21 protein-coding genes are annotated in these 23,692 nt (G+C 72.7%); 13 read left to right on the top strand and 8 right to left on the bottom strand.

Annotation, left to right across the window (positions count from 1 at the left end):
* Positions 1-4 precede the first annotated feature (4 nt).
* From ACFFHU_RS18480 to polA, 3 genes are all read left to right on the top strand, one after another.
* Entirely contained in the window at positions 5-988 is a 984-nt protein-coding gene (locus ACFFHU_RS18480; protein WP_377340546.1) for an amino acid ABC transporter permease, read from the top strand.
* A complete protein-coding gene (locus ACFFHU_RS18475; protein WP_446686812.1) occupies positions 988-1,794 on the top strand; it encodes an amino acid ABC transporter ATP-binding protein in 807 nt (268 codons plus the stop codon). The genes ACFFHU_RS18480 and ACFFHU_RS18475 overlap by 1 nt, the downstream gene beginning before the upstream one ends.
* 129 nt (positions 1,795-1,923) lie before the next feature.
* Positions 1,924-4,611 carry a DNA polymerase I gene (gene polA, locus ACFFHU_RS18470; protein WP_377340545.1) on the top strand — a complete coding sequence of 896 codons (2,688 nt, stop codon included), beginning with the start codon at positions 1,924-1,926 and terminating at the stop codon, positions 4,609-4,611.
* A gap of 131 nt (positions 4,612-4,742) precedes the next feature.
* On the opposite strand, the gene ACFFHU_RS18465 is transcribed toward polA, so the two are convergent.
* Entirely contained in the window at positions 4,743-5,090 is a 348-nt protein-coding gene (locus ACFFHU_RS18465; RefSeq protein WP_377340544.1) for a DUF3140 domain-containing protein, read from the bottom strand.
* Between the two features lie 367 nt (positions 5,091-5,457).
* Between ACFFHU_RS18465 and ACFFHU_RS18460 the strand changes: the two genes are divergently transcribed.
* Positions 5,458-6,396 carry a MerR family transcriptional regulator gene (locus ACFFHU_RS18460; protein ID WP_377340542.1) on the top strand — a complete coding sequence of 313 codons (939 nt, stop codon included), beginning with the start codon at positions 5,458-5,460 and terminating at the stop codon, positions 6,394-6,396.
* A gap of 15 nt (positions 6,397-6,411) precedes the next feature.
* Here the strand turns inward: ACFFHU_RS18460 and ACFFHU_RS18455 are convergent, their stop codons facing one another.
* Together ACFFHU_RS18455 and ACFFHU_RS18450 are read right to left on the bottom strand one after the other, a co-directional pair.
* Positions 6,412-7,008, bottom strand: a complete 597-nt coding sequence (locus tag ACFFHU_RS18455; RefSeq protein WP_377340541.1) for a Uma2 family endonuclease — start codon at positions 7,006-7,008, stop codon at positions 6,412-6,414.
* A gap of 37 nt (positions 7,009-7,045) precedes the next feature.
* Positions 7,046-7,867, bottom strand: coding sequence for a class I SAM-dependent methyltransferase (locus ACFFHU_RS18450; protein WP_377340539.1), 822 nt, complete (start codon positions 7,865-7,867; stop codon positions 7,046-7,048).
* A gap of 316 nt (positions 7,868-8,183) precedes the next feature.
* Here ACFFHU_RS18450 and rpsA point away from each other — a divergent pair, with 316 nt between their 5' ends.
* Both rpsA and coaE read left to right on the top strand, forming a co-directional pair.
* Positions 8,184-9,698 carry a 30S ribosomal protein S1 gene (rpsA, locus tag ACFFHU_RS18445; RefSeq protein WP_377340537.1) on the top strand — a complete coding sequence of 505 codons (1,515 nt, stop codon included), beginning with the start codon at positions 8,184-8,186 and terminating at the stop codon, positions 9,696-9,698.
* 169 nt (positions 9,699-9,867) lie between these two features.
* Positions 9,868-11,043, top strand: a complete 1,176-nt coding sequence (coaE, locus tag ACFFHU_RS18440; protein ID WP_377340534.1) for a dephospho-CoA kinase — start codon at positions 9,868-9,870, stop codon at positions 11,041-11,043.
* A gap of 35 nt (positions 11,044-11,078) precedes the next feature.
* Here the strand turns inward: coaE and ACFFHU_RS18435 are convergent, their stop codons facing one another.
* Positions 11,079-12,749 carry a hypothetical protein gene (locus ACFFHU_RS18435; protein WP_377340532.1) on the bottom strand — a complete coding sequence of 557 codons (1,671 nt, stop codon included), beginning with the start codon at positions 12,747-12,749 and terminating at the stop codon, positions 11,079-11,081.
* A 388-nt stretch (positions 12,750-13,137) separates the two neighbouring features.
* On the opposite strand from ACFFHU_RS18435, the gene uvrB reads away from it, so the two are divergent.
* From uvrB to ACFFHU_RS18415, 4 genes are all read left to right on the top strand, one after another.
* The gene (gene uvrB, locus ACFFHU_RS18430; protein WP_377340530.1) at positions 13,138-15,243 is read left to right on the top strand and encodes an excinuclease ABC subunit UvrB; all 2,106 of its coding nucleotides are present in this window, start codon (positions 13,138-13,140) and stop codon (positions 15,241-15,243) included.
* A gap of 22 nt (positions 15,244-15,265) precedes the next feature.
* Positions 15,266-16,069 (top strand): helix-turn-helix domain-containing protein, encoded by an 804-nt coding sequence (locus ACFFHU_RS18425; protein ID WP_377340528.1) that lies wholly within the window; start codon positions 15,266-15,268, stop codon positions 16,067-16,069.
* Positions 16,070-16,149: 80 nt separating this feature from the next.
* Entirely contained in the window at positions 16,150-16,518 is a 369-nt protein-coding gene (locus tag ACFFHU_RS18420) for a VOC family protein (RefSeq protein ID WP_377340526.1), read from the top strand.
* A gap of 44 nt (positions 16,519-16,562) precedes the next feature.
* The gene (locus ACFFHU_RS18415; protein ID WP_377340523.1) at positions 16,563-17,444 is read left to right on the top strand and encodes a GNAT family N-acetyltransferase; all 882 of its coding nucleotides are present in this window, start codon (positions 16,563-16,565) and stop codon (positions 17,442-17,444) included.
* A gap of 49 nt (positions 17,445-17,493) precedes the next feature.
* On the opposite strand, the gene ACFFHU_RS18410 is transcribed toward ACFFHU_RS18415, so the two are convergent.
* Complete coding sequence (locus ACFFHU_RS18410) at positions 17,494-17,787, bottom strand: antibiotic biosynthesis monooxygenase family protein (protein WP_377340522.1); 294 nt, start codon at positions 17,785-17,787, stop codon at positions 17,494-17,496.
* Between the two features lie 391 nt (positions 17,788-18,178).
* On the opposite strand from ACFFHU_RS18410, the gene ACFFHU_RS18405 reads away from it, so the two are divergent.
* The gene (locus ACFFHU_RS18405; protein WP_377340520.1) at positions 18,179-19,171 is read left to right on the top strand and encodes a TerC family protein; all 993 of its coding nucleotides are present in this window, start codon (positions 18,179-18,181) and stop codon (positions 19,169-19,171) included.
* An 8-nt stretch (positions 19,172-19,179) separates the two neighbouring features.
* On the opposite strand, the gene ACFFHU_RS18400 is transcribed toward ACFFHU_RS18405, so the two are convergent.
* Both ACFFHU_RS18400 and ACFFHU_RS18395 read right to left on the bottom strand, forming a co-directional pair.
* Complete coding sequence (locus ACFFHU_RS18400; protein ID WP_377340518.1) at positions 19,180-20,100, bottom strand: C40 family peptidase; 921 nt, start codon at positions 20,098-20,100, stop codon at positions 19,180-19,182.
* Positions 20,101-20,185: 85 nt separating this feature from the next.
* On the bottom strand, positions 20,186-21,271 hold the full coding sequence (locus tag ACFFHU_RS18395; RefSeq protein WP_377340515.1) for a mandelate racemase/muconate lactonizing enzyme family protein: 1,086 nt from the start codon (positions 21,269-21,271) through the stop codon (positions 20,186-20,188).
* 43 nt (positions 21,272-21,314) lie between these two features.
* Between ACFFHU_RS18395 and ACFFHU_RS18390 the strand changes: the two genes are divergently transcribed.
* Positions 21,315-22,112 (top strand): tyrosine-protein phosphatase, encoded by a 798-nt coding sequence (locus ACFFHU_RS18390; RefSeq protein WP_377340513.1) that lies wholly within the window; start codon positions 21,315-21,317, stop codon positions 22,110-22,112.
* A gap of 128 nt (positions 22,113-22,240) precedes the next feature.
* Positions 22,241-22,723 (top strand): SRPBCC family protein, encoded by a 483-nt coding sequence (locus ACFFHU_RS18385; protein WP_377340511.1) that lies wholly within the window; start codon positions 22,241-22,243, stop codon positions 22,721-22,723.
* A 61-nt stretch (positions 22,724-22,784) separates the two neighbouring features.
* Here the strand turns inward: ACFFHU_RS18385 and ACFFHU_RS18380 are convergent, their stop codons facing one another.
* Entirely contained in the window at positions 22,785-23,663 is an 879-nt protein-coding gene (locus tag ACFFHU_RS18380) for a serine hydrolase (protein WP_377340508.1), read from the bottom strand.
* Between the last annotated feature and the right edge of the window lie 29 nt (positions 23,664-23,692).

Genomic DNA, 23,692 nt, shown 5'->3' with positions numbered 1-23,692 from the left:
AGACATGAGCGTCGAGTCTGATTCGACGGTACGGGCACGGCCGGAGCCGATCCGCGCCGTGCCCGTCCGGCACCCCGGCCGCTGGGTGGCGGTGGCCGTGCTGGCGGTGCTGGCGGCCATGTTCGTGCACATGCTGGTCACCAACAAGGCCTTCAACTGGTCCTTCATGGTCGACAACATGTTCCGGCCGCCGATCATCCAGGGCCTGCTGCGCGGCACGGTGGCGCTGACCGTGGGCGCCATGGTGATCGGCGTGGCGCTGGGCGTGCTGGTCGCGATCATGCGGCTGTCGCCGAACCCGATCCTGTCGACGGTGGCCTGGCTGTTCACCTGGTTCTTCCGGTCGATTCCCCGGCTGGTGCTGCTGGCCGTCTTCGGCAACCTCGGCATCCTGTGGTCCCGGATCGAGTTCGGGGTGCCGTTCGACCACCAGCTCGGCGCGCTGTTCGGGGTGCACGACCTGCAGTTGCGGGCGTTCGGCTTCACCTCCCGGGACGTGCTCACCGGGTTCACCGTGGCGCTGATCGGGCTGGCGCTGTCCGAGGCCGCGTACATGGCCGAGATCGTCCGGGCCGGCATCCAGTCGGTGGACGCCGGCCAGACCGAGGCCGCGCAGGCGCTCGGGATGACCCGGGGGCAGATCCTGCGCCGGATCGTGCTGCCGCAGGCCATGCGGGTGATCGTGCCGCCCACCGGCAACGAGACCATCGCCATGCTCAAGGACACCTCGTTGGTGATCTACGTGCCGGTGAGCATCGAGCTGTTCAACCAGCTCGACCAGGTGGGCAAGCGGACCTTCCAGCTGTTCCCCATGTACGTGGCGGCCTGCCTGTGGTATCTCTTCCTCACCAGCATCCTGCTGGTCGGGCAGTACTTTCTCGAGCGGCGCTACGGCCGCGGCTACGGCACCGCGGAGAACGCGCGGCTGCGGCTGCGCGGGATGGCCGCCGAACAGGGCGGCGGCGGCGCCGGATCGGCGGGTGTGTGATGACCGGAGTGGTGCCGACCCAGCCGGCTGCGCCGGCCGCCGAGGCCGGGCTGATGGTGCACGCCGACCAGGTGCACAAGTCGTTCGGCGCGGTCGAGGTGCTCAAGGGCGTCGACCTGCGGGTACGCCCCGGCGAGGTGTGTTGCGTGCTCGGCCCGTCCGGCTCGGGCAAGTCCACGCTGCTGCGCTGCGTCAACCACCTGGAGAAGATCAACGCCGGTCGGATCTGGGTGGACGGCGATCTCATCGGGTACGCCGAACGCGGCGGCCGGCTGCACGAGCTGCGCGAGAAGGAGGTGGCCGCGCAGCGCCGCGCCATCGGCATGGTGTTCCAGCGGTTCAACCTCTTCCCGCACATGACGGCGCTGGACAACGTGGTCGAGGCGCCGGTGCGGGTCCGCGGGGAGAAGCGCTCGGTGGTCCGGGACCGGGCCGCGGCCCTGCTCGAGCGGGTCGGCCTCGGCGACAAGGTGGGCAACTACCCGGCTCAGCTGTCCGGCGGCCAGCAGCAGCGGGTGGCCATCGCCCGGGCGCTGGCCATGGAGCCCAAGCTGATGCTCTTCGACGAGCCGACCAGCGCGCTGGACCCGGAACTCGTGGGCGAGGTGCTGGACGTGATGAAGAACCTGGCCGCCGACGGCATGACCATGGTCGTGGTGACCCACGAGATCGGCTTCGCCCGTGAGGTGGGCGACTCGTTGATCTTCATGGATGCCGGTGTGGTGGTCGAGTCCGGGGCGCCGCGCGAGATGATCGCCAACCCCCGGCACGAGCGGACGAAGGCGTTCCTGGACAAGGTGCTGTAGCCGCAGCCGGGTGGCGCCGCGCCGGCCGCGCTCCGCCGGTTAGGAAGGGCCCCTTCCTATACAAAAAGCGATAACAGGGGGCCCTTCCTTACGTCCGGGCTGTCGGTGGGGCCGGGTAGGGTCGCTGCCGTGACCGCTACGCCCCCGCGCCTGCTGCTGCTCGACGGACATTCCCTGGCCTACCGGGCGTTCTTCGCCCTGCCGGTGGAAAACTTCTCCACCACCACGGGACAGCCGACGAATGCGGTCTACGGCTTCACCTCGATGCTGATCAACGTGCTCCGGGACGAGCAGCCCACGCACATCGTGGTGGCGTTCGACGTGTCCCGCCGGTCGTTCCGGACGGAGAAGTACGCGGAATACAAGGCCGGCCGCAAGGAGAGCCCGACCGACTTCGCCGGCCAGGTGAGCCTGATCAAGGAGGTGCTGGACGCGCTGCGCATCCCGTTCGTGGACAAGCCGAACTACGAGGCCGACGACATCATCGGGACGCTGGCCTGCCAGGCGCGCGACGCCGGCATGTCGGTGCTGATCTGCACGGGCGACCGGGATGCCTTCCAGCTGGTCGGTGACCAGGTCACCGTGCTCTACCCGCGCAAGGGCGTCTCCGACCTGGCCCGGATGGATCCGGCCGCCGTGACCGAGCGGTACGGCGTCGGCCCCGACCGCTACCGCGACCTCGCCGCGTTGGTCGGCGAGTCCAGCGACAACCTGCCCGGCATTCCGGGCGTCGGTCCGAAGACCGCGGCCAAGTGGATCAACACGTACGGTGGGGTCGAGGGCGTGGTGGCGCACGCCGACGCGATCAAGGGCAAGGCCGGCGAGAGCCTGCGCGAGCGGCTGGCCGACGTGATCCGCAACTACGACATCAACCGCCTGGTCACCGACCTGGAGCTGCCGTTGGGCCCGGAGGACGCCCGGTGGACCGGGTGGGACCGGGAGGCCGTGCACCAGGTCTTCGACACGCTGGAGTTCCGGATCCTGCGCGACCGGCTCTATCAATACCTGGAGGCGGTCGAGCCGGAGGCGGAGGCCGGCTTCGAGCTGGCCGGCGAGCTGCTCGGCGCGGGGACGGTGGCCGGCTGGATCGAGTCGCACCTGCCGGCCGGCACCCGCTGCGGGCTGGCCGTCAGCGGCAGCTTCGGCCGGGGGACCGGGACGCTCACCGGGATGGCGTTGGCCACCGCCGACGGGGCGGCCGGCTGGTTTGATCCGGCCGCGCTGGAGCCGGCCGACGACGCCGCCGTGGGCGCCTGGCTGGCCGACCCCGGGCGCCCCAAGGTGCTGCACGACTCCAAGCCGGCCCTGCTGGCGTTCGCGGCGCATGGCTGGACGCTGATCGGCGTCGCCCGGGACACCGCCCTCGCGGCCTACCTGGCCCGGCCCGACCAGCGGTCGTACGACCTGACCGACCTGGCCCTGCGCTACCTGCACCGGGAGCTGAAGGTGGACGCCCCCACCGACGGCCAGCTCACCCTGGACGGGCTGGGCGACGACGGCGAGGTCGAGCAGAGCCTCATGCTGCGGGCCCGGGCCACCCTCGACCTGGCCGACGCCATCGACGCCGAGCTGTCCCGGGACGGCGAGCTGTCCAGCCGGCTGCTGGCCGGGGTGGAGCTGCCGCTGGTGGGCGTGCTCGGCGCGATGGAACGCACCGGCATCGCGGCCGACACCGGCTACCTGTCGGAGCTGGAGGCGTTGTTCGCGGCCGGGGTCAAGGACGCCGCGCAGGCCGCGTACGAGGTGGTGGGCCGGGAGTTCAACCTGGGCTCGCCCAAACAACTGCAGGAGATCCTGTTCACCGAGCTGGGGCTGCCGAAGACCAAGCGGATCAAGACCGGCTACACCACCGACGCCGACGCGTTGCAGTGGCTGTTCGTGCAGACCGAGCACCCGCTGCTGGCGCACCTGCTCCGGCACCGGGACGTGGCCCGGCTCAAGTCGACCGTCGACGGGCTGCTCAAGTCGGTCTCCGACGACGGCCGCATCCACACCACGTTCAACCAGACGGTGGCCGCCACCGGCCGGCTCTCCTCGACCGACCCGAACCTGCAGAACATCCCCATCCGCACCGAGGAGGGCCGGCGGATCCGCCGGGCCTTCGTGGTGGGGGAGGGGTACGAGTCCCTGCTGTCGGCCGACTACAGCCAGATCGAGATGCGGATCATGGCGCACCTGTCGGCCGACGCCGCGCTGATCGAGGCGTTCAACTCCGGCGCCGACTTCCACGCCGCCACCGCGTCGTCGGTGTTCGCGGTCGACCTGGCCGACGTGACGGCCGACCACCGGCGCAAGATCAAGGCGATGAACTACGGGCTCGCGTACGGGCTGAGCGCGTTCGGGCTGTCCCAGCAGCTCGGCATCTCCGCCGAGGAGGCCCGCGGCCTCATGGAGGAGTACTTCAGCCGGTTCGGCGGGGTACGGGACTACCTGCGCGAGCTGGTGGACCGAGCCCGGCGGGACGGCTACACGTCCACCATCCTCGGCCGCCGGCGATACCTTCCCGACCTGGTCAGCGACAACCGGCAGCGCCGGGAGATGGCCGAGCGGATGGCGCTGAACGCGCCCATCCAGGGCTCCGCCGCGGACATCATCAAGATGGCCATGCTCCGGGTGGACGGCGCGCTGCGCGAGTCCGGGCTGGGTTCCCGGATGCTGCTCCAGGTGCACGACGAGCTGGTCTTCGAGGTGGCCCCGGGCGAGCGGGACGAGCTGGTCGAGCTAGTCCACCGGGAGATGGGCGGCGCCTATCCGTTGGACGTGCCGCTCGAGGTGTCGGTGGGCGCCGGCCGGGACTGGAACTCCGCCGAACACTGACCCCGGGACTGCTCGGGCCGGCAAGGCGGGGGCGGCTTGGCTCCGGCACACAGCCGGCGCCCGCGGCTTCGTCGATGAGCGCGCCGACACCTACTGTCGGGGAAGCGCGGGTCGTGGTTGGCTCGGGCACGCTACTGGTGGAGCGGGTCGTGGCCCCAGTTCATCAGCGAGTAGCGCCACTTCGTCTCGCGGACGTCGCCCCGCGGGCGCTGCGCCAGGTGCCGCCGCACGTACCCGACCACCTTGCGCATGTGTTTGTAGTCGGCCTCGGTGAGCTCGCCCTTCTTGCGGCGCAGCAGGTTGATGATCTTCCGGCCGGAGTCGTGGCCGACCGACTCGCCGCCGCCCTTGTGCCAGCCGACGGCCTTGGACTCGTCGGTCTCCAGCCACCTCTGCAGCTCGCCGGGCTTCATGTTGACCGCCTCGGTGAACTCCCGGTAGGTCTCCCGGCCCTCGTCCGCCCCCTTGTCACGACTCACGGCGATCACACCTCCCGGTTGTCACGATTCCCGGTTGTCACGACTCACGGGCGGCATGCTCCCGGCGCAGCGCCTGCGGGCGGGGCGCGACGTCCCGGCCGGAGTCGTCGTTGCGGGTCCGGTACCGCGGGTCCGCCGGGGCGCGTCGACGGCGCGGCCCCGGACCTGGGTCCGCTCGGTGATCTTCTCCTGCAGCACCGGCGGGCCCGCGGCCGCTGTGGCTGGCCAGGAGACGTGATCGCCCCTGTCGAAGGTCTGCTCCTTCGCCATGCCGCCCGGATACCCGGGCGCGGGCCGGAGAAACGACCGTGGATCGGCCGGGGTGGCGCTTGAGTCTCCAGTCGGGGGAGGCGCGAGGGTGAGGGGCATGGACGGCGAGACGCTCTACTCGATCGGTGAGCTGGCCCGGCGGACCGGGCTGACGGTCAAGACCATCCGGTTCTACTCCGACTCGGGGATCGTGCCGCCGGCCCACCGCAGCCCGGCTGGCTACCGGCAATACCACCCGGACGCGCTCGCGCGGCTGGACCTCGTGCGGACGCTGCGCGACCTTGGGATCGACCTTGCCACCGTCCGGAAGGTCCTGGGGCGGCAGAGCTCCCTGCCCGAGGTCGCCGCGGCACACGCCGACGCGCTCGGGGTGCAGATCCGCACCCTGCGCCTGCGGCGTGCCGTGCTGCAGGCGGTAGCCAGGCGTGGCGCCACCGGAGAGGAGATGGATCTGATGCACCGGCTCGCCAAGCTTTCCGATGCTGAACGCCGACAACTGATCAGCGCCTTCATCGACGACACGTTCGGTGGCCTCGACGCCAACCCCGAACTCGTGGCCCTCCTGCGTTCCAACATGCCCGACCTGCCCGAGGACCCCACGCCGGAGCAGGTCCACGCCTGGGTCGAACTCGCCGAGCTTGCCCAGGATCCGGACTTTCAGGCGTCCGTGCGGCGGATGGCCGAGTACCAGGCGGCCGAACGCGCCCAGGGCGACACCACCGGGTTGCACCACGACCTCACCGAAGCCGTCCGCGACCGGGTCGGCCGGGCGCTGGCGGCCGGCGTGGACCCGACCTCGCCGGGGGCCGCACCGGTGCTCACCGCCCTGATGGCCCGCTACGCGCAGGTCTTCGACCGCCCCGACGATGCCAACCTGCGGCGTTGGGTGTTGGCGCGCCTGGAGATCGCCAACGATCCGCGCGTCGAGCGCTACTGGCGCCTGCTCGCCGTGATCAACGGTTGGCCGGTCCCGGAGACTCTGGCACCGGTCTTCGACTGGTTCGTCCGGGCGCTGCGTGCCCAGGCGGAGGGATAGCGCTCCCTGTGGATCTCAGGGCGTGATCTCGGCGATCGGCAGCTTCAGCTCGAACGGCTCGGTCAGCTCGATCACGTCGGCGCCCTCGGTGACCAGCTCGTACTGCGGCTCGCCCACGGCGTTGAGCTGGTCGCTGAGCCGGTACGCGTACACGTGCGGCGGGTCCTGCTCGATCCGCCAGTAGCAGGGGATACCGGCCGCGGCGTACTCGGTCAGCTTGGTGAACCGGTCCATCCGCCGGGAACCGGGCGAGACGATCTCCACGGCCAGCACGACCTCGTCGGGGTGCAGGTACCACCGGTCGCCGTCCGCATCGGCCCGGCACAGCAGCACGTCCGGCTGCCGGGCGGTGTTGGGGCCGAGCGCGATCTCGACGTCCTGGGAGGCCCGTAGATCTCTCGGCGCATGCCGCTCCAGCCAGTTGGCGAGGCGACGCGAGACACTTTGGTGATTGAGGCTGGGGGAGGGCGTCACGTACAGGACTCCGTCGACGAGTTCGACCTGGTTGGGGGGGATCCTGCGCAGGTCGTCCAGGGTGTAGTCGGCCCGGGCCTGCCGGACCGGGTCCGGCTGCCAGGGCGAAGGGGTCGACGGGACCGGCTCCGCGCTCACGGCTCACAGGTTACCGGCACGCCGCGGCTCGGGCCGGTCACGCCGGCGGCTTGTCGGCCACGAAGATGGCCGTGCCGGGGAACAACCGCCCGCGCAGCGGGCTCCACTGCCCCCAGACCTGCCGGTGGCCCGCCGGCCACTCCGGCTCGACCAGGTCGCGCAGCACGAACCCGGCCGCCACCAGCTCCCGGATCCGGTCGCCCACCGTCCGGTGCTGCTCCACGTACCGGGGCGTCCCGCCGGGGTCGTGCTCGACGTACGGGCGCCGGTCGAAGTACGAGTGCACGGCCAGCAGGCCACCCTCGCCGGGGTCGTCGAGGAAGATCCACCGGATGGGATGGGTCACCGAGAACGCCCACCGGCCGCCGGGCCGCAGCACCCGGAAGACCTCCCGCATCACGGCGGCCGAGTCGGCCACGAACGGGACCGCGCCGAAGGCGGTGAACACGGTGTCGAACGAGCCGGTGCGGAACGGCAGCGCCAGCGCGTCGGCCTGGGCCAGCGGCACGCGTACCCCCGACCGCTCGGCCGCCGCGGCGGCGTGCCGCAACATGCCGGCGGACAGGTCCATGGCCACCACCTCGGCCTCCCGGGTGTGCAGCCAGCGCGCGGCGGCGGCCGCGCCGGCGCCCAACTCGAGGATCCGGGCGCCGACCACCGGCCCGAGCAGCCCAGCCGTGGACTCGCGCAGACCCTCCGGGCACCACACGAACTCCACGTCGCCCAGGAAGTCCCCGTGCTCGGCCTGGTACGCGTCGGCGTCGGCGTCCCACCAGCCCCGACTGGCCCGCCGGGCCTCGGCGTCGGTCACCGGGCGGCGGGAAACGCCCGGTTCGTCGCCCGGCCCCTCGTCGCCCATCGCGGCAGTGTAGGGCATGTTTCGCCGCGCCCGGTGTCGACATCGGGCTCTATGTCCTGATATTGTCTCGGCTTCCCTGCAAGCGGTTCGGATCACCTACCCCGGCCTTGCACGCTGTGGTAATGCGCACGGTAAGCTGTATGGTGCGCTCGCGGATCGTGTGCCTCGGCAGGGAGAAGGTCCGCGGTCGACGGACACGTTCAATGATCACCAACCGGTCATCGTTCGGCGTGCCCGCCGGCGGATCCGCTGGCGCGAACAGGTCACCGCGGCACCCACCCGCGGCGACATCCAGCCAACCGGAGCAACCGCCCACATGACGAGCAGCATCGAGGCCACCTCGAGCGCCAACCGGGTCACCGTCGACGACCTCGGCACGGAAGAGGCTTTCCTCGCGGCCATCGACGAGACCATCAAGTACTTCAACGACGGCGACATTGTCGAAGGCACCGTCGTCAAGGTCGATCGGGACGAGGTCCTGCTCGACATCGGCTACAAGACCGAGGGAGTCATCCCCTCGCGCGAGTTGTCGATCAAGCACGACGTCGATCCCGCCGAGGTGGTGTCCGTCGGTGACCACATCGAGGCCCTCGTCCTCCAGAAGGAGGACAAGGAGGGTCGCCTGATCCTCTCGAAGAAGCGGGCGCAGTACGAGCGCGCCTGGGGCACCATCGAGCGGATCAAGGACGAGGACGGTGTCGTGCGCGGCTCCGTCATCGAGGTGGTCAAGGGTGGTCTCATCCTCGACATCGGGTTGCGCGGCTTCCTGCCCGCCTCCCTGGTCGAGATGCGTCGCGTCCGGGACCTGCAGCCGTACGTCGGCCGCGAGCTTGAAGCCAAGATCATCGAGCTGGACAAGAACCGCAACAACGTGGTGCTGTCCCGCCGGGCCTGGCTGGAGCAGACGCAGTCCGAGGTGCGCACCGAGTTCCTCAACAAGCTGCAGAAGGGCCAGGTCCGCAAGGGCGTCGTGTCCTCGATCGTCAACTTCGGCGCCTTCGTCGACCTTGGCGGCGTGGACGGCCTGGTGCACGTCTCCGAGCTGTCCTGGAAGCACATCGACCACCCGTCCGAGGTGGTCGAGGTGGGCCAGGAGGTCGAGGTCGAGGTCCTGGACGTCGACCTGGACCGCGAGCGGGTCTCGCTGTCGCTCAAGGCGACCCAGGAGGACCCGTGGCGGCAGTTCGCCCGGACCCACGCGATCCAGCAGATCGTGCCCGGCAAGGTCACCAAGCTGGTGCCGTTCGGCGCGTTCGTCCGCGTCGACGACGGCATCGAGGGCCTGGTGCACATCTCCGAGCTGGCCGAGCGGCACGTGGAGATCCCGGAGCAGGTCGTCCAGGTTGGTTCGGACGTGATGGTCAAGGTCATCGACATCGACCTGGAGCGCCGGCGGATCTCGCTGTCGCTCAAGCAGGCGAACGAGGGCTTCGTCGAGGGCGAGGAGAACTTCGACCCGACGCTCTACGGCATGGCCGCCACGTACGACAACGAGGGCAACTACATCTACCCGGAGGGCTTCGACCCGGAGACGGGCGAGTGGCTCGAGGGGTACGACGCGCAGCGCGAGACCTGGGAGACGCAGTACGCCGAGGCCCGGCAGCGCTGGGAGGCGCACACCAAGCAGGTGCAGACCTCCCGCGCGGCGGAGGCCGAGGCGGCCGCCAACCCGACGCCGGCCCCCGCGGCCAGCAGCGGCGGCGGTGGCGGCGGCAGCAGCTCCTCCTCCAGCACCCCGGCGCCGTCGCGCCAGGCGGAGGAGCCGGCCGGCACCCTGGCCACCGACGAGGCGCTCGCCGCTCTGCGGGAGAAGCTCGCCGGCGGCAAGTAAGCCCGGCAGACGGCGGAGGCCCCGCCGCCGCGACTGCGTCGCGGCGGCGGGGCCTCCGCCATTCTGCCGGGAAAGGAAGGGCCCCTTCTTATCGCTTTTTGTATAGGAAGGGCCCCTTTTTAACGTCCCCGATCTTGTCGCCGTGCCGCCGGCCGGGTTGACTGGACGGGTGCTGAGGGTGGGGCTGACCGGCGGGATCGGATCCGGCAAGAGCGTCGTGGCGGCGCGGCTGGCCGGCCACGGCGCCGTGCTGGTCGACTCGGACGTGATCGCCCGGGAGGTGGTGGCGCCCGGCACCGAGGGCCTGCGGGCGGTGCTGGACGCGTTCGGCGACCGGGTCCTCGGGCCGGACGGCGGGCTCGACCGGCCGGCGCTGGCCGCCGTCGTGTTCGACGACCCCGCGGCCCGGGCCCGGCTCAACGGGATCATCCATCCCCGGGTACGCGAGCGCGCCGCCGCGTTGATCACGGCGGCGCCGGCCGAGGCGATCGTGGTGAACGACGTGCCGCTGCTCGTCGAGGTCGGGCTGGCGCCGACGTACCACCTGGTCCTGGTGGTGGCCGCGAGCCGGGACACCCGGGTGGCGCGGCTGGTGCGGGACCGCGGGATGCCGCCCGCGGACGCCGCGGCGCGGATCGCCGCCCAGGCCGACGACGCCCGGCGTGCCGCGGCCGCGGACGTCCTGCTGCGCAACGACGGCGAGCTGGCCGAGCTGTACGCGGCGGTGGACGGGCTCTGGCGGGACCGGCTGGTGCCCTACGAGTCCAACCTGCGGCACCGGCGGGTCGCCCCGGCCGCGCCTTCGCGGCAGGTTCCCGCCGACCCGAGCTGGCCGGAGCAGTACGCCCGGATCGCGGCCCGGATCGGTCACGCGGCCGGTCCGGCGGCGCTGCGGATCGACCACGTGGGCTCCACCGCCGTGCCCGGGCTGGCGGCCAAGGACGTGCTCGACATCCAGCTCACGGTGGCCGACCTGGCCGACGCGGACCGGCTGGCCGAGCCGCTGGCCGCGGCCGGGTTCCCGCGCCGCCCCGGTGACTGGTGGGACAACCCGCGGGACGGCGGCGTCGACGCCTGGCCGAAGCGGCTGCACGGCAGCGCCGACCCGGGGCGCCCGGTGAACCTGCACCTGCGCGCGACCGGCACGCCCGGCTGGCGGTTCGCGCTGCTGATGCGGGACCACCTGCGGGCCGACCCGGAGCGCCGGGACCGGTACGCGCAGCTGAAGCGGCGGCTCGCCGCGAGCGGGGACCCGCAGCGGTACGCCGAGACGAAGGAGCCGTGGTTCGACGAGGAGCACGTCGCGGCGGAGCGGTGGGCCGCCGCGACCGGCTGGCGGCCCTGATCCGCCCGGCGTTGGTCCGCGGTTGGTGCCGGCGGTCAGGTCTCGGGGCTCAGGGGTAGCCGCGGCACCCGGCCGGGCGCGAGATCGAGTTGGGCGTACGCGCCGCTCCGCGTCCGCAGCTCCACCCGGCACAGCAGGCCCGTGCGGTCCAGCCAGTACCGCAGCCGGGCGCTGCCGGGCGGCTCGCCGGCCTCGGCCGGCTTCGGAACCTCGAACACGCTCACGGGGCGGCCACGCAGGCTGTCCGCGCGGAGCCACACGGCACTGGCGCGCAGCGTCGCGGCGTCCCAGGCCGACCGCCGACCGGCCGCCAGGCCCTCGCTGAGCAGGAGATCGAGGTCGAGCCCGCCGGCGTCGTCGATCCGTTGCCGCCAGGTGGCGACGGTCCAACCGTCCGCCGGGGCCGGCAGCGGCGGCGCCCACCAGCCCGGCGGGGCGTCGGCGCCGGCGGAGTCCGGGCCGTCCGGACTTGCGGCGCCGCTCGGCCGGGCGTCCCCGCCGGGCGTCGTGCGGCCGGCCGGCTCGTTCCGGGTGGCCGCCGGGCTCGCGGCGCCGGCCGGCGCGCCGTGCCCGCCGGTCGGGGCGTCGCCGGACGGCTCGTCCGGGGCGGGACGCGGCCGCGCGCTGCCGACGAGCGGGCCCTCCCGGCGCGCGACGCCGGCCGGATCGGCTCGGACGAGCGCCGGGGCGTCGCCGCCGGCCGCGTCGGTGAGGGCCAGGTAGGCCACCGAACGGCGCCAGTCGAACCACCCGCTGCCCCGCAGGTCGGCGTCGGGCAGGCTCGGCAGCGCGAGGGTCACCCGGGCACCGCCCCGGGCCCGGTTCAGCCGGGACATCCGGGCCAGCCGGTCCGCCTCGGCGTCCGTGACGGCGCGCGGCCGGACCGGGTCACCGCCGAGAGCGTCGATGGCGTTCAGGATGATCATCTCCGGTGAGGCGGGCCGGTCGAGGTCGACGCGTGCCGGGACGGCGCCCGGCAGGGTGGCCTCGAGCCGGTGCAGCCGGGCGTCCCGGTCCAGCCAGTAGCGGACCGGTCCGCCCAGCTCGGCCAGCCCGCTCGGCGCGGGGGTGAGCTGACCGGCCGGCCCTCCCGGCGCCTCCGGGAGGGCCGGCCCGAGCAACACGTCCACCGGCAGACCATCGATCCGGTCCGGTTTCAACCACCGGGCCGGCACCCGGGCCAGCATGTCCGCGCCGTCCCGGTCGGTGGCCAGCCCGAAGAGCAGGGCGAGGAGGGCGTCGAGGTCCCGGGCGGCGGGCGCGAGTCGGCGTACCTGCCAGCCGTCCGCGGGTGGCGCCGGCGGCGGCAGGCCGGGCCGACCGGCCGGGACCGGCGGCGGCCGGTGGGCCAGCACCCCGGGCGCGGCCTGCACGAGTCCGCGGTCCGGGCCGGCGCCCGGGCCGTCCACCGCGAGGTAGCCGAGCCGGCGTCGCCAGTCCACCCAGCCGCCCAGCCGGACGGGTCGACCGGACCGGTTCAGGGTGGCGTGCACGACCACCGTGCCGTCCCGCAGATTGGTGGGCCACATGGCGCCCAGCCGTCGAGCCTCGGCGGCGGTCAGCGGGCGGGTCCCGTCCGGGTCGTCCCGGGGCGCGGGTGCGGCCAGCCCGACCGCGAGGCCGACGCCGGAGCCGAGCGCGAGGCAGGTCAGCAGCGCCAGAATGAGCGGCCGTCGATGGGCCGCGGCGGGGGCGCTGGTCCTCACGGGTGAGCAACGGGGAACGGCGCACGGAGGTGACGGGCTCCGGAAAGACAGTGGCGCTCGCGGCGGCCGGTCAGCGCCTCGGCGCGACCGCGCGGGGTGCGCACGCCGTCCATCGACGGGGCTGCAACCCTGCGCCCGGGCGGCGCGAACGCCTCTGCGGGTCCGCTGAACCGCCCGTCGGCCGCCGCGAGCGGCCTACCCGAAAACCGTAGCGCGGTGATCTGACGCACACAATGGCATTATCGGCGTCGATCGCCTACCCCCCGTCGCCGGCTCGCGGCCCGGTTGGTCGCCCACCGGCGTCCGGGCTTCGTGGCCGGCTCGTCGTGCCGCCCGGACGCCCGGCTTACGGGCCGGAACTGTCGGAGCCGCGGCGTACCGTTGAACCATGGCGCTCGACATCCCCCGGCTGGACGGCCGATTCCAGGTCATCAGCGAGTTTCGGCCCTCCGGCGACCAGCCGGCGGCGATCGACGAGCTGGAGCGGCGGGTCCGGCGCGGCGACCGGCACGCCGTGCTGCTGGGCGCCACCGGCACCGGCAAGAGCGCCACGACCGCCTGGCTGGTCGAGCGGCTGCAGCGGCCGACGCTGGTGATCGCGCCCAACAAGACGCTCTGCGCGCAGCTGGCCAAGGAGTTCGCTGAGCTGCTGCCGAAGAACGCGGTCGAATACTTCGTCTCCTACTACGACTACTACCAGCCCGAGGCGTACATTCCGCAGACCGACACCTACATCGAGAAGGACTCCTCGATCAACGAGGAGGTGGAGCGGCTCCGGCACAAGGCCACGATGTCCCTGCTCACCCGCCGGGACGTCGTGGTGGTGGCCACGGTCTCCGCGATCTACGGCCTGGGCACCCCGGAGGAATATCTCGACCGGGCGGTCCGGGTCAAGGTGGGCCAGGAGATCGAGCGGGACAAGCTGCTGCGCCGGCTGGTTGACATCCAGTACACCCGCAACGACGTGGCCTTCCAGCGCGGCACCTTCCGGGTCCGCGGCGACACGCTCGAGATCATTCCGGCGTACGAGGAACTCGCCGTGCGGATCGAGTTCTTCGGCGACGAGGTGGAGAAGCTCTACTTCCTGCACCCGCTCACCGGCGAGGTGATCCGGGAGGCGGACGGCTTGATGATCTTCCCGGCGACGCACTACGCGGCCGGACCCGAGCGGATGGAACGCGCCATCGCCGGCATCGAGGCCGAACTGGCCGAGCGGCTCGCCGAGTTGGAACGGCAGAACAAGCTGCTCGAGGCGCAGCGGCTGCGAATGCGCACGACGTACGACGTCGAGATGATGCGCCAGGTCGGGTTCTGCTCGGGCATCGAGAACTACTCGATGCACATCGATGGCCGGTCGCCCGGCGACCCGCCGCACTGCCTGCTCGACTACTTCCCGGACGACTTCCTCACGGTCATCGACGAGTCCCACCAGACCGTCTCGCAGATCGGCGGCATGTACGAAGGCGACGCCTCCCGCAAGCGGATGCTGATCGAGCACGGCTTCCGGCTGCCGAGCGCCGCCGACAACCGGCCGCTGCGGTTCGACGAGTTCCTGGACCGGGTCGGGCAGATGGTCCTGCTGTCGGCCACCCCGGGCTCCTGGGAGCTGGAGCAGACCGGCGGGGAGTATGTGGAGCAGGTGATCCGCCCCACCGGTCTGGTGGACCCCGAGGTCATCGTCAAGCCCACCAAGGGCCAGATCGACGACCTGATGCACGAGATCCGGTTGCGCACCGAGCGGGACGAGCGGGTGCTGGTCACCACGTTGACCAAGAAGATGGCCGAGGACCTGTCGGACTATCTGCTCGAGCACGGCATTCGGGTGCGGTATCTGCACTCGGAGGTCGACACGCTGCGCCGGGTCGAGCTGCTGCGCGAGCTGCGCAAGGGCGACTACGACGTACTGGTCGGCATCAACCTGCTGCGGGAGGGCCTCGACCTGCCCGAGGTGTCGCTGGTGGCGATCCTCGACGCCGACAAGGAGGGCTTCCTGCGCAGCGGCCGGTCGCTGATCCAGACGATCGGCCGGGCCGCCCGGAACGTTTCCGGCCAGGTGCACATGTACGCCGACAAGATAACTCCCTCGATGGCCGACGCCATCGAGGAGACGAACCGGCGCCGCGCCAAGCAGATCGCGCACAACGAGGCCAACGGGATCAGCCCGCAGCCGCTGCGCAAGAAGATCCACGACATCCTCGACGACATCTATCGGGAGGCCGAGGACACCGAGCGCACCACGGTGGGTGGCGCGGCCCGCCAGCTGTCCCGGGGCAAGGCGCCGGTCAAGGAGACGCGGAGCCGGTCGGCGGGCGGCGCGACGCCGTCCCGCGAGGGCATGGCGCGAGCCGACCTGGCGCAGCTGATCCAGGAGCTGAACGACCAGATGCTGGCGGCGGCCCGGGAGCTGCAGTTCGAGCTGGCGGCCCGGATCCGGGACGAGGTCTCGGAGCTCAAGAAGGAGTTGCGCGGCATGGACGTGGCGGGCGTTCGCTGATTCCGGCGGGGCCGTGCCGGTCATGGAGGCGGTGACGGGGACGCCGACCAGCGCGCTGCGCGGAATGGTCGACCGGTACCTCGGCTACCGGGAATCGCTCGCCGACGAGGTGATCCGGGACGAGGTCGCCGGGGCGTACGTGGTCCTCATCCTCGGCTGGGGCGACCCGATGGACGTGGCCAACCCCCGCGCGCCCGGCAGCGGGGTGACGGCCGTCCCGTCCTTCGTGGCCGGCGTCTTCGATTCAGTGGCACGCACCCGGCTGCACGGCACCGGGGAGGCCGTCCAGCTGATCCTCGATCCGTTGGTGGCGGGCCGGATCCTCGGGCTCCCCGCCGGGGAGCTGGCCAACCGCGCGGTACGGCTGGACGACCTGCCGGGGCGCTGGCTGCCCGCGCTCGCTGAGCGGCTGGCCGGCGCCGATGGCTGGCCGGCCCGATTCGGACTGCTCGAGCGGGCGCTGACCGACCGGTTGGCGGCCACGCCGGCGCCGGATCCGCGGCTGGCCCATGCCCTGCGGCGGCTGACCCGCGACGATCCCCGTCCCGCCATCGGCGCGCTTGCCGACGAGATCGGTTGGAGCCGGCGGCACCTGGCGGCCATGCTCCGCCGGGAGGTGGGGGCCTCGCCGGTGACGGTGGCGCGGTTGGCGCGGTTCCACCGGGCGTACCGGCTGGCCGGCGGTGAGCTGCCCGGCGGCTGGGCCGGCGTGGCGGCCGCCTGCGGATACTTCGACCAGGCGCACCTGATCCGGGAGTTCCACGAGTTCGCCGGCGCCGCCCCGGCCGCGCTGCTCAGGTCAGGCGCGATCGCCCCGCCGGGCTGAGCGGGGGATTCGACCGGCCCAACCGGCACGGGTCACATCCGTCCAATCCGCCGGCCCGCTCCGGCCAGCACCATGGGGACATGGCAGACATCTATCCGACCTTCCAGTACGCCGACGCGGCCGCGGCCATCGACTGGCTGGAACGCGCGTTCGGGCTTACCCGCGACAAGGTGTACACCGCCGAGGACGGCACCGTGGCTCACGCCCAGCTGGCGTACGGCACCGGCATGGTCATGGTCGGGACGGCCACGCCGCCCGTCCACCGGCCCGAGTCCGCCGGGTTCGCCGTGTACGTGGCCGTGGACGACATCGACGCGCACCATGCGCGAGCCCGGGCGGCCGGCGCGCCGGTGGTCCAGCCGCTGCGCGACACCGACTACGGATCCCGGGAGTACGCGGTCCGGGACGTCGGCGGTTACGTCTGGTCCTTCGGCACGTACCGGCCCTGAAAATCCGTGGGCAGCCGGCATCGGCTCGCCTACGCTTCCCGGTCGTGGAGACGACGGCAGGCCGCGAACTGACCCCCGACGATCTGGACGCCCTGGTCGGGCTCGCCACCCGGTGTCTGGCCGCCGACGGCGGACTGCCGGCGGCCGGCGCCGCGGGCTTCCTGCGGTCCCGGTTCACCGGCGCCGACGTGTGGTCCCGCGGCGTGGCCGGGCCGGACGGCGGCCTGGTCGCCGCGGTCGCGGTCCGCCCGCAGGCAAATTCGGAGGTACGGCTGCTGGGCCTCGTCGATCCGGCGCACCGTGGGCGGGGGCTGGGGTCCGCGCTGCTGGACCGGGGCCTGGTCGAGGCGGACCGGCGGGGCGGCGAGGTGCTGGTGGAGTCCGAGTGGCTCACCGAGCCCGCCGCCGACCTGTTCGCGACGCGCGGGCTGGCTCGGGTGTTCGCCGAGGACGTGCTGCGGTTCGACCTGGCCGGTCCGCCGCCGCGGGCGGCGCTGCCGGCCGGCCTGCGCCTGCTCGAATGGTCTTCCGCGACGGCCGACCGCTTCTTCCGGGTGTATGCGGCCGCCTTTGCCGACCGCCCGGGCTTTCCCGGATGGACGGCCGAGGAGTGGCTCGACTGGACCGCCGGCGACGACGACTTCCGGCCCACGGAGTCGCTGCTGGCCACCGGGCCGGACGGCGACGTCGGGTTCCTCACCGCGGCCGAGGACTGGATCAGTCAGGTCGGCGTGCCGCCCGCGTACCGGGGTCGGGGGATCGGCGCGGCGCTGGTGGCCGAGGCGTTGCGCCGGATGCGGGAACTCGGCGGCGTCGAGGCGCTGCTCACCGTCAACCTGAACAACGCGGCCGGCGATCTCTACCGCCGGCTCGGCTTCGCCGCGGTGGGTCGCCGCGCCCGGTACGCCCGCCCCACCCGGGGCTGACGCCCAACGGACCATCGCCGATGGGCGACGGCCGAGCCCACCAGGCAGATCAGGCCGGTACGTCGGTGAAGTGCTCGACCACCGGCGGCTCGGCGAAGTGTGGACCGATCAGCGAACGCCAGGTGGTGAACCGGTCGGTGGCCCGGAAGTTCCGCTCGTGGTCCTCCACCGAGTCCCACTCGACCAGCAGCACGAACCGGGTCGGCGACTCGATGCCGCGGGTCATCCGTACCGACCGGCAACCGGGCGTGCCGGCAAGGACCCGGTGGCCCTCGGCGTACGCGGCCGCGAAGTCGTCCTCGTGTCCGGGAAGAACGTCGATCAATGCCACTTCCAGCACCATGGCCACAGCCTCGCACGGCCGGCGCCGCTGGGCGCGGCCGGGGTTGCCGGCCCGATAGGCCCCGGCCGGTCCGCAACCGGCGTGGCCCAGCCTCCTAGGATGGGGTGCGCAAAGCGACCCTCGACACAACTCTGGGCCGCCCCGGATGCACTAACCCGGGTGGATGGGCAACAATGGGCCGTGGAGGGGAGTATTCCCCTGCGGCGGTGTCGTCAGCACGGCCCCAACCGGAACCTCCGGGCGGGCCCGGCGCCGTCGATCGTCGGACCGCCGTCGGCGGGCCGGCGGTGGAAGAGACCTCCGACAGTCACCACCGACAACGTCGCGCCCAGGCACAGCGAGTTGTGCCGATGACGCGATGGGACGTGCCTGCCGGAGGAATGATTTGAACGTGTCTGCCTGGATGTGGGCGATCACCCTCGTCATATTGACGGCGGTGCTGATCGGCGACCTCTTGATCATCGGTCGCCGACCCCACGAGCCGTCCATTCGGGAATCGACCCTATGGGTGGCCTTCTACGTCCTGCTGGCGTTGGCGTTCGGCGGCGGGCTCTGGCTGTTCGAGGGGTCGACCCCGGCCGTCGAGTTCTATACGGGGTGGCTCACCGAGTACAGCCTGTCGGTGGACAACCTGTTCGTCTTCATCATCATCATGGGGCGCTTCGCGGTGCCCCGGCAGTTCCAACAGAAGGTGCTGCTGATCGGCATCGTGCTGGCGCTGGTGATGCGGGGCGCGTTCATCGCCGCGGGCGCCGCGCTGATCTCCCAGTTCTCCTGGGTGTTCTACCTCTTCGGGGCGTTCCTGATCTACACGGCCATCAACTTTCTTCGCCAGGGCGAGCCGGACGAGGACGAGTTCCAGGAGAACATCGTCATCCGGTGGAGCCGACGGGCGCTGCCACTCAGCCGCGACTTCGCGGGCGGGCACCTGCTGGTCAGGGAGGGCGGCCGGCGGCTGTTCACCCCGATGCTCGTCGTGATGATCGCGATCGGCACCACGGATCTGATCTTCGCGCTGGACTCCATTCCGGCGATCTTCGGGATCACCCAGGAGCCGTACCTGGTCTTCACCGCCAACGTGTTCGCGCTGATGGGCCTGCGGCAGCTCTTCTTCCTCATCGGCGGCCTGCTGGACCGCCTGATCTACCTGACCATCGGGCTGGCCGTCGTGCTCGGGTTCATCGGCGTGAAGCTGATGCTGGAGGCGCTGGCCGACAACAACCTGCCGTTCGTCAACGGCGGCCGGCCGGTGGAGTGGGCGCCGCACGTGCCGATCTGGCTGTCGCTCTGCGTGATCATCGGCACGCTGCTGGCCGCCACGGCGGCCAGCGTCTTCAAGTCGTCCCGGGACCGCCGCCGGGAGTTGACCGCGGCGAAGGGCTGACCGGGCGCTCAGACCCGGTGCACGCCCACCAGGGTGGCCGTGCGCTCGGCGGGCAGTTGCTCCTCCACCACGCGGCGCAGGTTGTAGCAGGCGTGCAGCATCCGGCGCGGCCCGCCGGCGCCGCTCCGGGCCGTCACGATGCCGATGTGGTGGATCTTGCGCCCGGGCCGAGCGAAGAAGTACAGGTCGCCCGGCCGTTCCTCGCCCAGTTCCAGCGGGGTGGTGGCGGCCGCCTGGTCGTCGGCGTCCCGCGGCAGCCGGACGCCGAGCCGGCGCCACGCCAGGTGGACCAGGCCGGAACAGTCGATCCCGTACGTCGAGACGCCGCCCCAGACGTACCGCACGTCGCGCAGCCGCGACGCCACGCTGAGCGCCTCGACGGCGGTCGGTGGGTGGTCCGGCTCGCGGGTGAGGTGCGCGTCGACCGCCCACAGCGGGCGCTCGCGCCCGGGGGTGTGAACCGGGCGCCACCCGTCCCGGACCGGTCCGGCCGTGACGAGCCGGGTTCCGAGCATCACGCCGGGCAGCACCGGGGGACCGTCGGGGTGTTCGTGCAGCGCGGTGGCCGTGGTGTCGACGACCAGCCGGGTCCCGGTGTCGGGCTCGGGTGTGGCCGGGGTCAGCTGGTCCGCGGGCAGCCAGCCGGGGTAGCCGCGCGGGTCCAGCTTGGCGGCCGGTTGTTCCAGGGCCAGTGCCCGTACCCAGCCGTCCGGGCGGATTTCCTGGACCAGCACCCGCTCGCCGAGCAGGAGCTGGCTCAGCACGCAGTCGCCGACCTGCTGATCGGTGTTCATGGCGGCGATCCAGCCCGCGATGTCGGTCCGGCTGGCCAGGGCCGGCGCGTCGACCGTGCGCACGGCCTCCGGGCCTCTCCACAGGGTCGCGACCGCGACCTGGACGACCGCCTCCCGGCCCGGCTGTAGCGTCATGACCCGTTCCGCCTTCCCGCACCCCGCCTGATCGCGACCCTACGAAGGTTCTCGACGGCTAGCAACACTATCCGGTAATTTCCCTTCACCGCCCGGTGCCGGCCAGCCCGGCGATGCCCAGCCCGGGCAGATCGGGCAGGACGACCTCGGCGCCGTCGTACCGGATGCCACCCCGGACCGGGGTCCAGGCCAGCCACCAGGCCGCGTCGAGGTCGGAGACGGCCGTCGTGCCGTACGCCGCGGCCAGGCTCGCCGCCGCGCCCAGGCCGACCTGGCTTTCCATCATGGAACCCACCACCGTTCCCATGTCCTGCGCCCGAGCCAGTTCCAGCAGCGTACGCGCGGCGCCGAGGCCGCCGCACTTGGCCAGCTTGACGTTCACCATGTCGGCCGCGCGCCGCCGGATCACCTCGATCAGGTCGGCCACGTCGAAGACCGCCTCGTCGGCCAGGATCGGAGTGTCCACCCGGTCGCTCACCCAGGCCAACCCCTCGACGTCCCGGCGCCGGACGGGCTGCTCGACCAGCTCGACGTCCAGCCCGGCGTCCTCGATGCCGCGGATCACCCGGACCGCCTCGCGCGGGCTCCAGCCCTGGTTGGCGTCCAGCCGGATCCGCGCGGCCGCGCCCACGGCGGAGCGGACCGCGCGTACCCGGTCCAGATCGCCGGCGGCGTCGGTCCCGACCTTCAGCTTGAGCACCGGGAACCCGTCGGTGACCCGCTGCTTCGCGGTGGCCGCCAGTTCCGGGGCGTCGCCCGCGGAGAGCGTCACGTCGGTGGGTACCCGCAGGCGGGTGCCGCCCAGCAGCCGGACCAGCGGCACCCCGAGCCGGCGGGCGGCCAGGTCGTGCAGCGCGGTGTCCACGGCGGCCTTGGCGGCCTCGTTGCCGGCCACCGCCCGCCGCACCTCGGCGCACCGGGCCATCAGGTCGTCCGGGTCCCGCCCGGTGAGCCGCGGCCCGAGCTGCTCGGCCACGCAGGCCTCGGCCCCGGCGATGGAGGCGCCGGTCACCTGCCACACCTGCGGGGCCTCGCCGAAGCCGGACCGACCGTCGCCGTCGACGAGCTCGACGACCAGCGTCTCCACCGTGGTGGTGCGGCGCAGCGCCGTCACGAACGGGGTGTGCAGCGGCGCCGAGAGCCGGTGGGTGCGTACGGCCGTGATGGTCATGTAGGGCACCCTATGGCAGGTGGATCCGGGACAGGGAGGTCGGATGGCGGCGACGGGCTGGGCATTGCGGGGTGCGCCGAACGCGCGGGACCTGGGTGGGCTGGCCGGGCACGGCGGGCGGCGGATCCGGGCCGGGCTGCTGCTCCGGGCGCCCGCGCTGGGCCGGTTGACCGACGAGGACCTGGCGGTGCTGGCCCGGCTGAAGCCGGCGTGCGTGCTGGATCTGCGGGACGCGTCCGAGACGGTGGTGGCGCCGCCGGACCGGCTGCCCGGTAGGCCCCGCATGGTGCACCTGCCGGTGCACGACCCCGCCCACCCGGTGTTCACGTACGTCTCGGCCGTGCTGCTCGGGCACGATCTGGACGCGTACGCCGGGCTGGTGCTGGATGGGACGCCGGCCGCCATGGCGGCGATCTATCGGTGGTTCGTGGCGGATCCGGCGGCGCGGGCCGGCTTCGCCGCGGCGGTGCGGCTGGCGACCGATCCGGGCAACCTGCCGCTGCTGTACCACTGCACGGCCGGCAAGGACCGCACCGGCTGGCTGACCGCGATCCTGCTGGCGGCGCTGGGCGTGGCGCCGGCGGCCATCCGGGCCGACTATCTGCGCAGCAACGAGGCCACCGAGAGCCTGCGGGAGGTGCTGCTGCGGAAGATGGCCGAGCGGCGGCCCGGGCTGGACATCGAGGCGGCGCGGGCGGTGCTGGAGGTCCGCCCGGAATACCTGGACGCCGCGTACGCCGAGGTGCAGCGCCGGTACGGCGACCTGGCCGGCTATCTCACCGATGGGCTGGGGTTGACCGGCACGGAGCTGGCGGCGCTGCGGGCGAACCTGCTGGAGTGACCCGGCCGCCCGGGACACGTGCAACTATTGGTTGCGGCATCCCATCTCCGCCGGCTAGACTGCAACCAAAGGTTGCACGATGGGCCGACGCCACCGGCGGGGCGGCCCCGAGGGAACGGAGTCATCGGATGACGGACATCGAGAGCCGACCCACGGCGACGGACTACCAGCAGATCCTCCGGGTGCGAGCCGGGGCGCAGGCCCTGTTCGACGCCCTGACCGACCCGGCCGGCCTGGCGTCCTGGTGGACCCGGGTCACCGGCTCCGGCGAGGCGGGCGGCGAGCTGCGGTTCTATTTCGACTCCCCGGAAAACCCGTGCGTGATGCGGGTCGACGAGGCGACCCGGCCCACCTCGGTGCGCTGGACCGTGACGGCCTGCGGCTTCCTGCCCGACTGGGTGGGCACCCGGCCCACCTTCGCGATCACCCCGATCGACGCGGGCGCCGCCGAGCTGCGGTTCCGGCACGAGGGCCTCACGGCCGAGCTGGACTGCATCGATCAGTGCACCAGCGGCTGGAACCACTTCCTGGAGAGCCTGCGGCGGTATGCCGAGACCGGGCGCGGCATGCCGTTCGGCAGCGAGGCGGACGCCGCCCGCCGGCTCCGGTAGGACCACCGACGGAGCGGCCGGAACCGGCCGGGTCGGCGGTGTGCCGGCAGGGTCGGCCGGGTCAGGGTGTGTCGGCGCCCAGCACGTGCCGGTCGGCCCACGCGGCCGCGGACAGCCGGGCCAGCATCGCGCAGGCCTCCGCGTCGATCGCGTGCGGGTCCGGGTGGTCGGGACCGTCCAGGTCCACGGTGGTGCAGACCACGATCAGGTACGGCGGCGCGTCCGCCGGGAAGACCACCCCGGCGCCGTGCCGGACGCCGTTCACCCACCCGTTCTTGTGGGCGATCCGGGTGCCCTCCGGCAGCCCCGCCGCCAGGTCCTCGCGGTGTACCTGGCCGAACAGCACGCTCAGCATGGCCGAGCACGAGGCCGGGCCGGCCAGCCCGCCCGGCTCGTCCGCGCCGCGGGCGATGGCGCCGAGCAGGGCGGCCAGGTCGGCGGCCGTGACGTCGTTGGTGATGCCGCGCTCCCGGGCCGCGAAGTCCTCGATGCCCCGACCGGTCACGCTGTGCCGGGCCCCGCCGGCGGCCCATGCCCGAGCCACGGCGGGCAGGCCGACGTACCCGAGCACCACGTTGGTGGCCAGGTTGCTGGACCGGGTGACCATCCGGTCGGCCAACCAGCGCAGGGACGCCTCGCCGCCCACCCGGGCCCAGACGGCGTCGTCGTTGTCGTAGTCGGGGTCGCAGCCGAACCGGCCGGCGCCCGGCGCGGCCGACGCGAAGTCGTTGCGCACCGGCACCGGCCGGTCGAGGTCCAGGCTGCCGTCCTCGGCCGCCCGGTAGAGCGCGGCGAGCACCGCCAGCTTCATGGTGCTCGCCGCGTAGTGCGGGGTGTCGGCCAGCCGGGCGTACGCCGGCGGACCGGTCAGCCGACCGACGTACGCGGAGGCGGTGCCCGGGGCCGCCGCCAGCTCGGCGTCGAACCTGTCGCGGATCATGAAGCGACCGTAGCCGATCGGCCGGCGGC

The organism is Plantactinospora siamensis (genome assembly GCF_042434095.1).
Lineage (GTDB): Bacteria > Actinomycetota > Actinomycetes > Mycobacteriales > Micromonosporaceae > KBS50.
The sequence above is the reverse complement of the archived record's forward strand: the minus strand, read 5'-3'. Positions and strand labels throughout refer to the sequence as shown.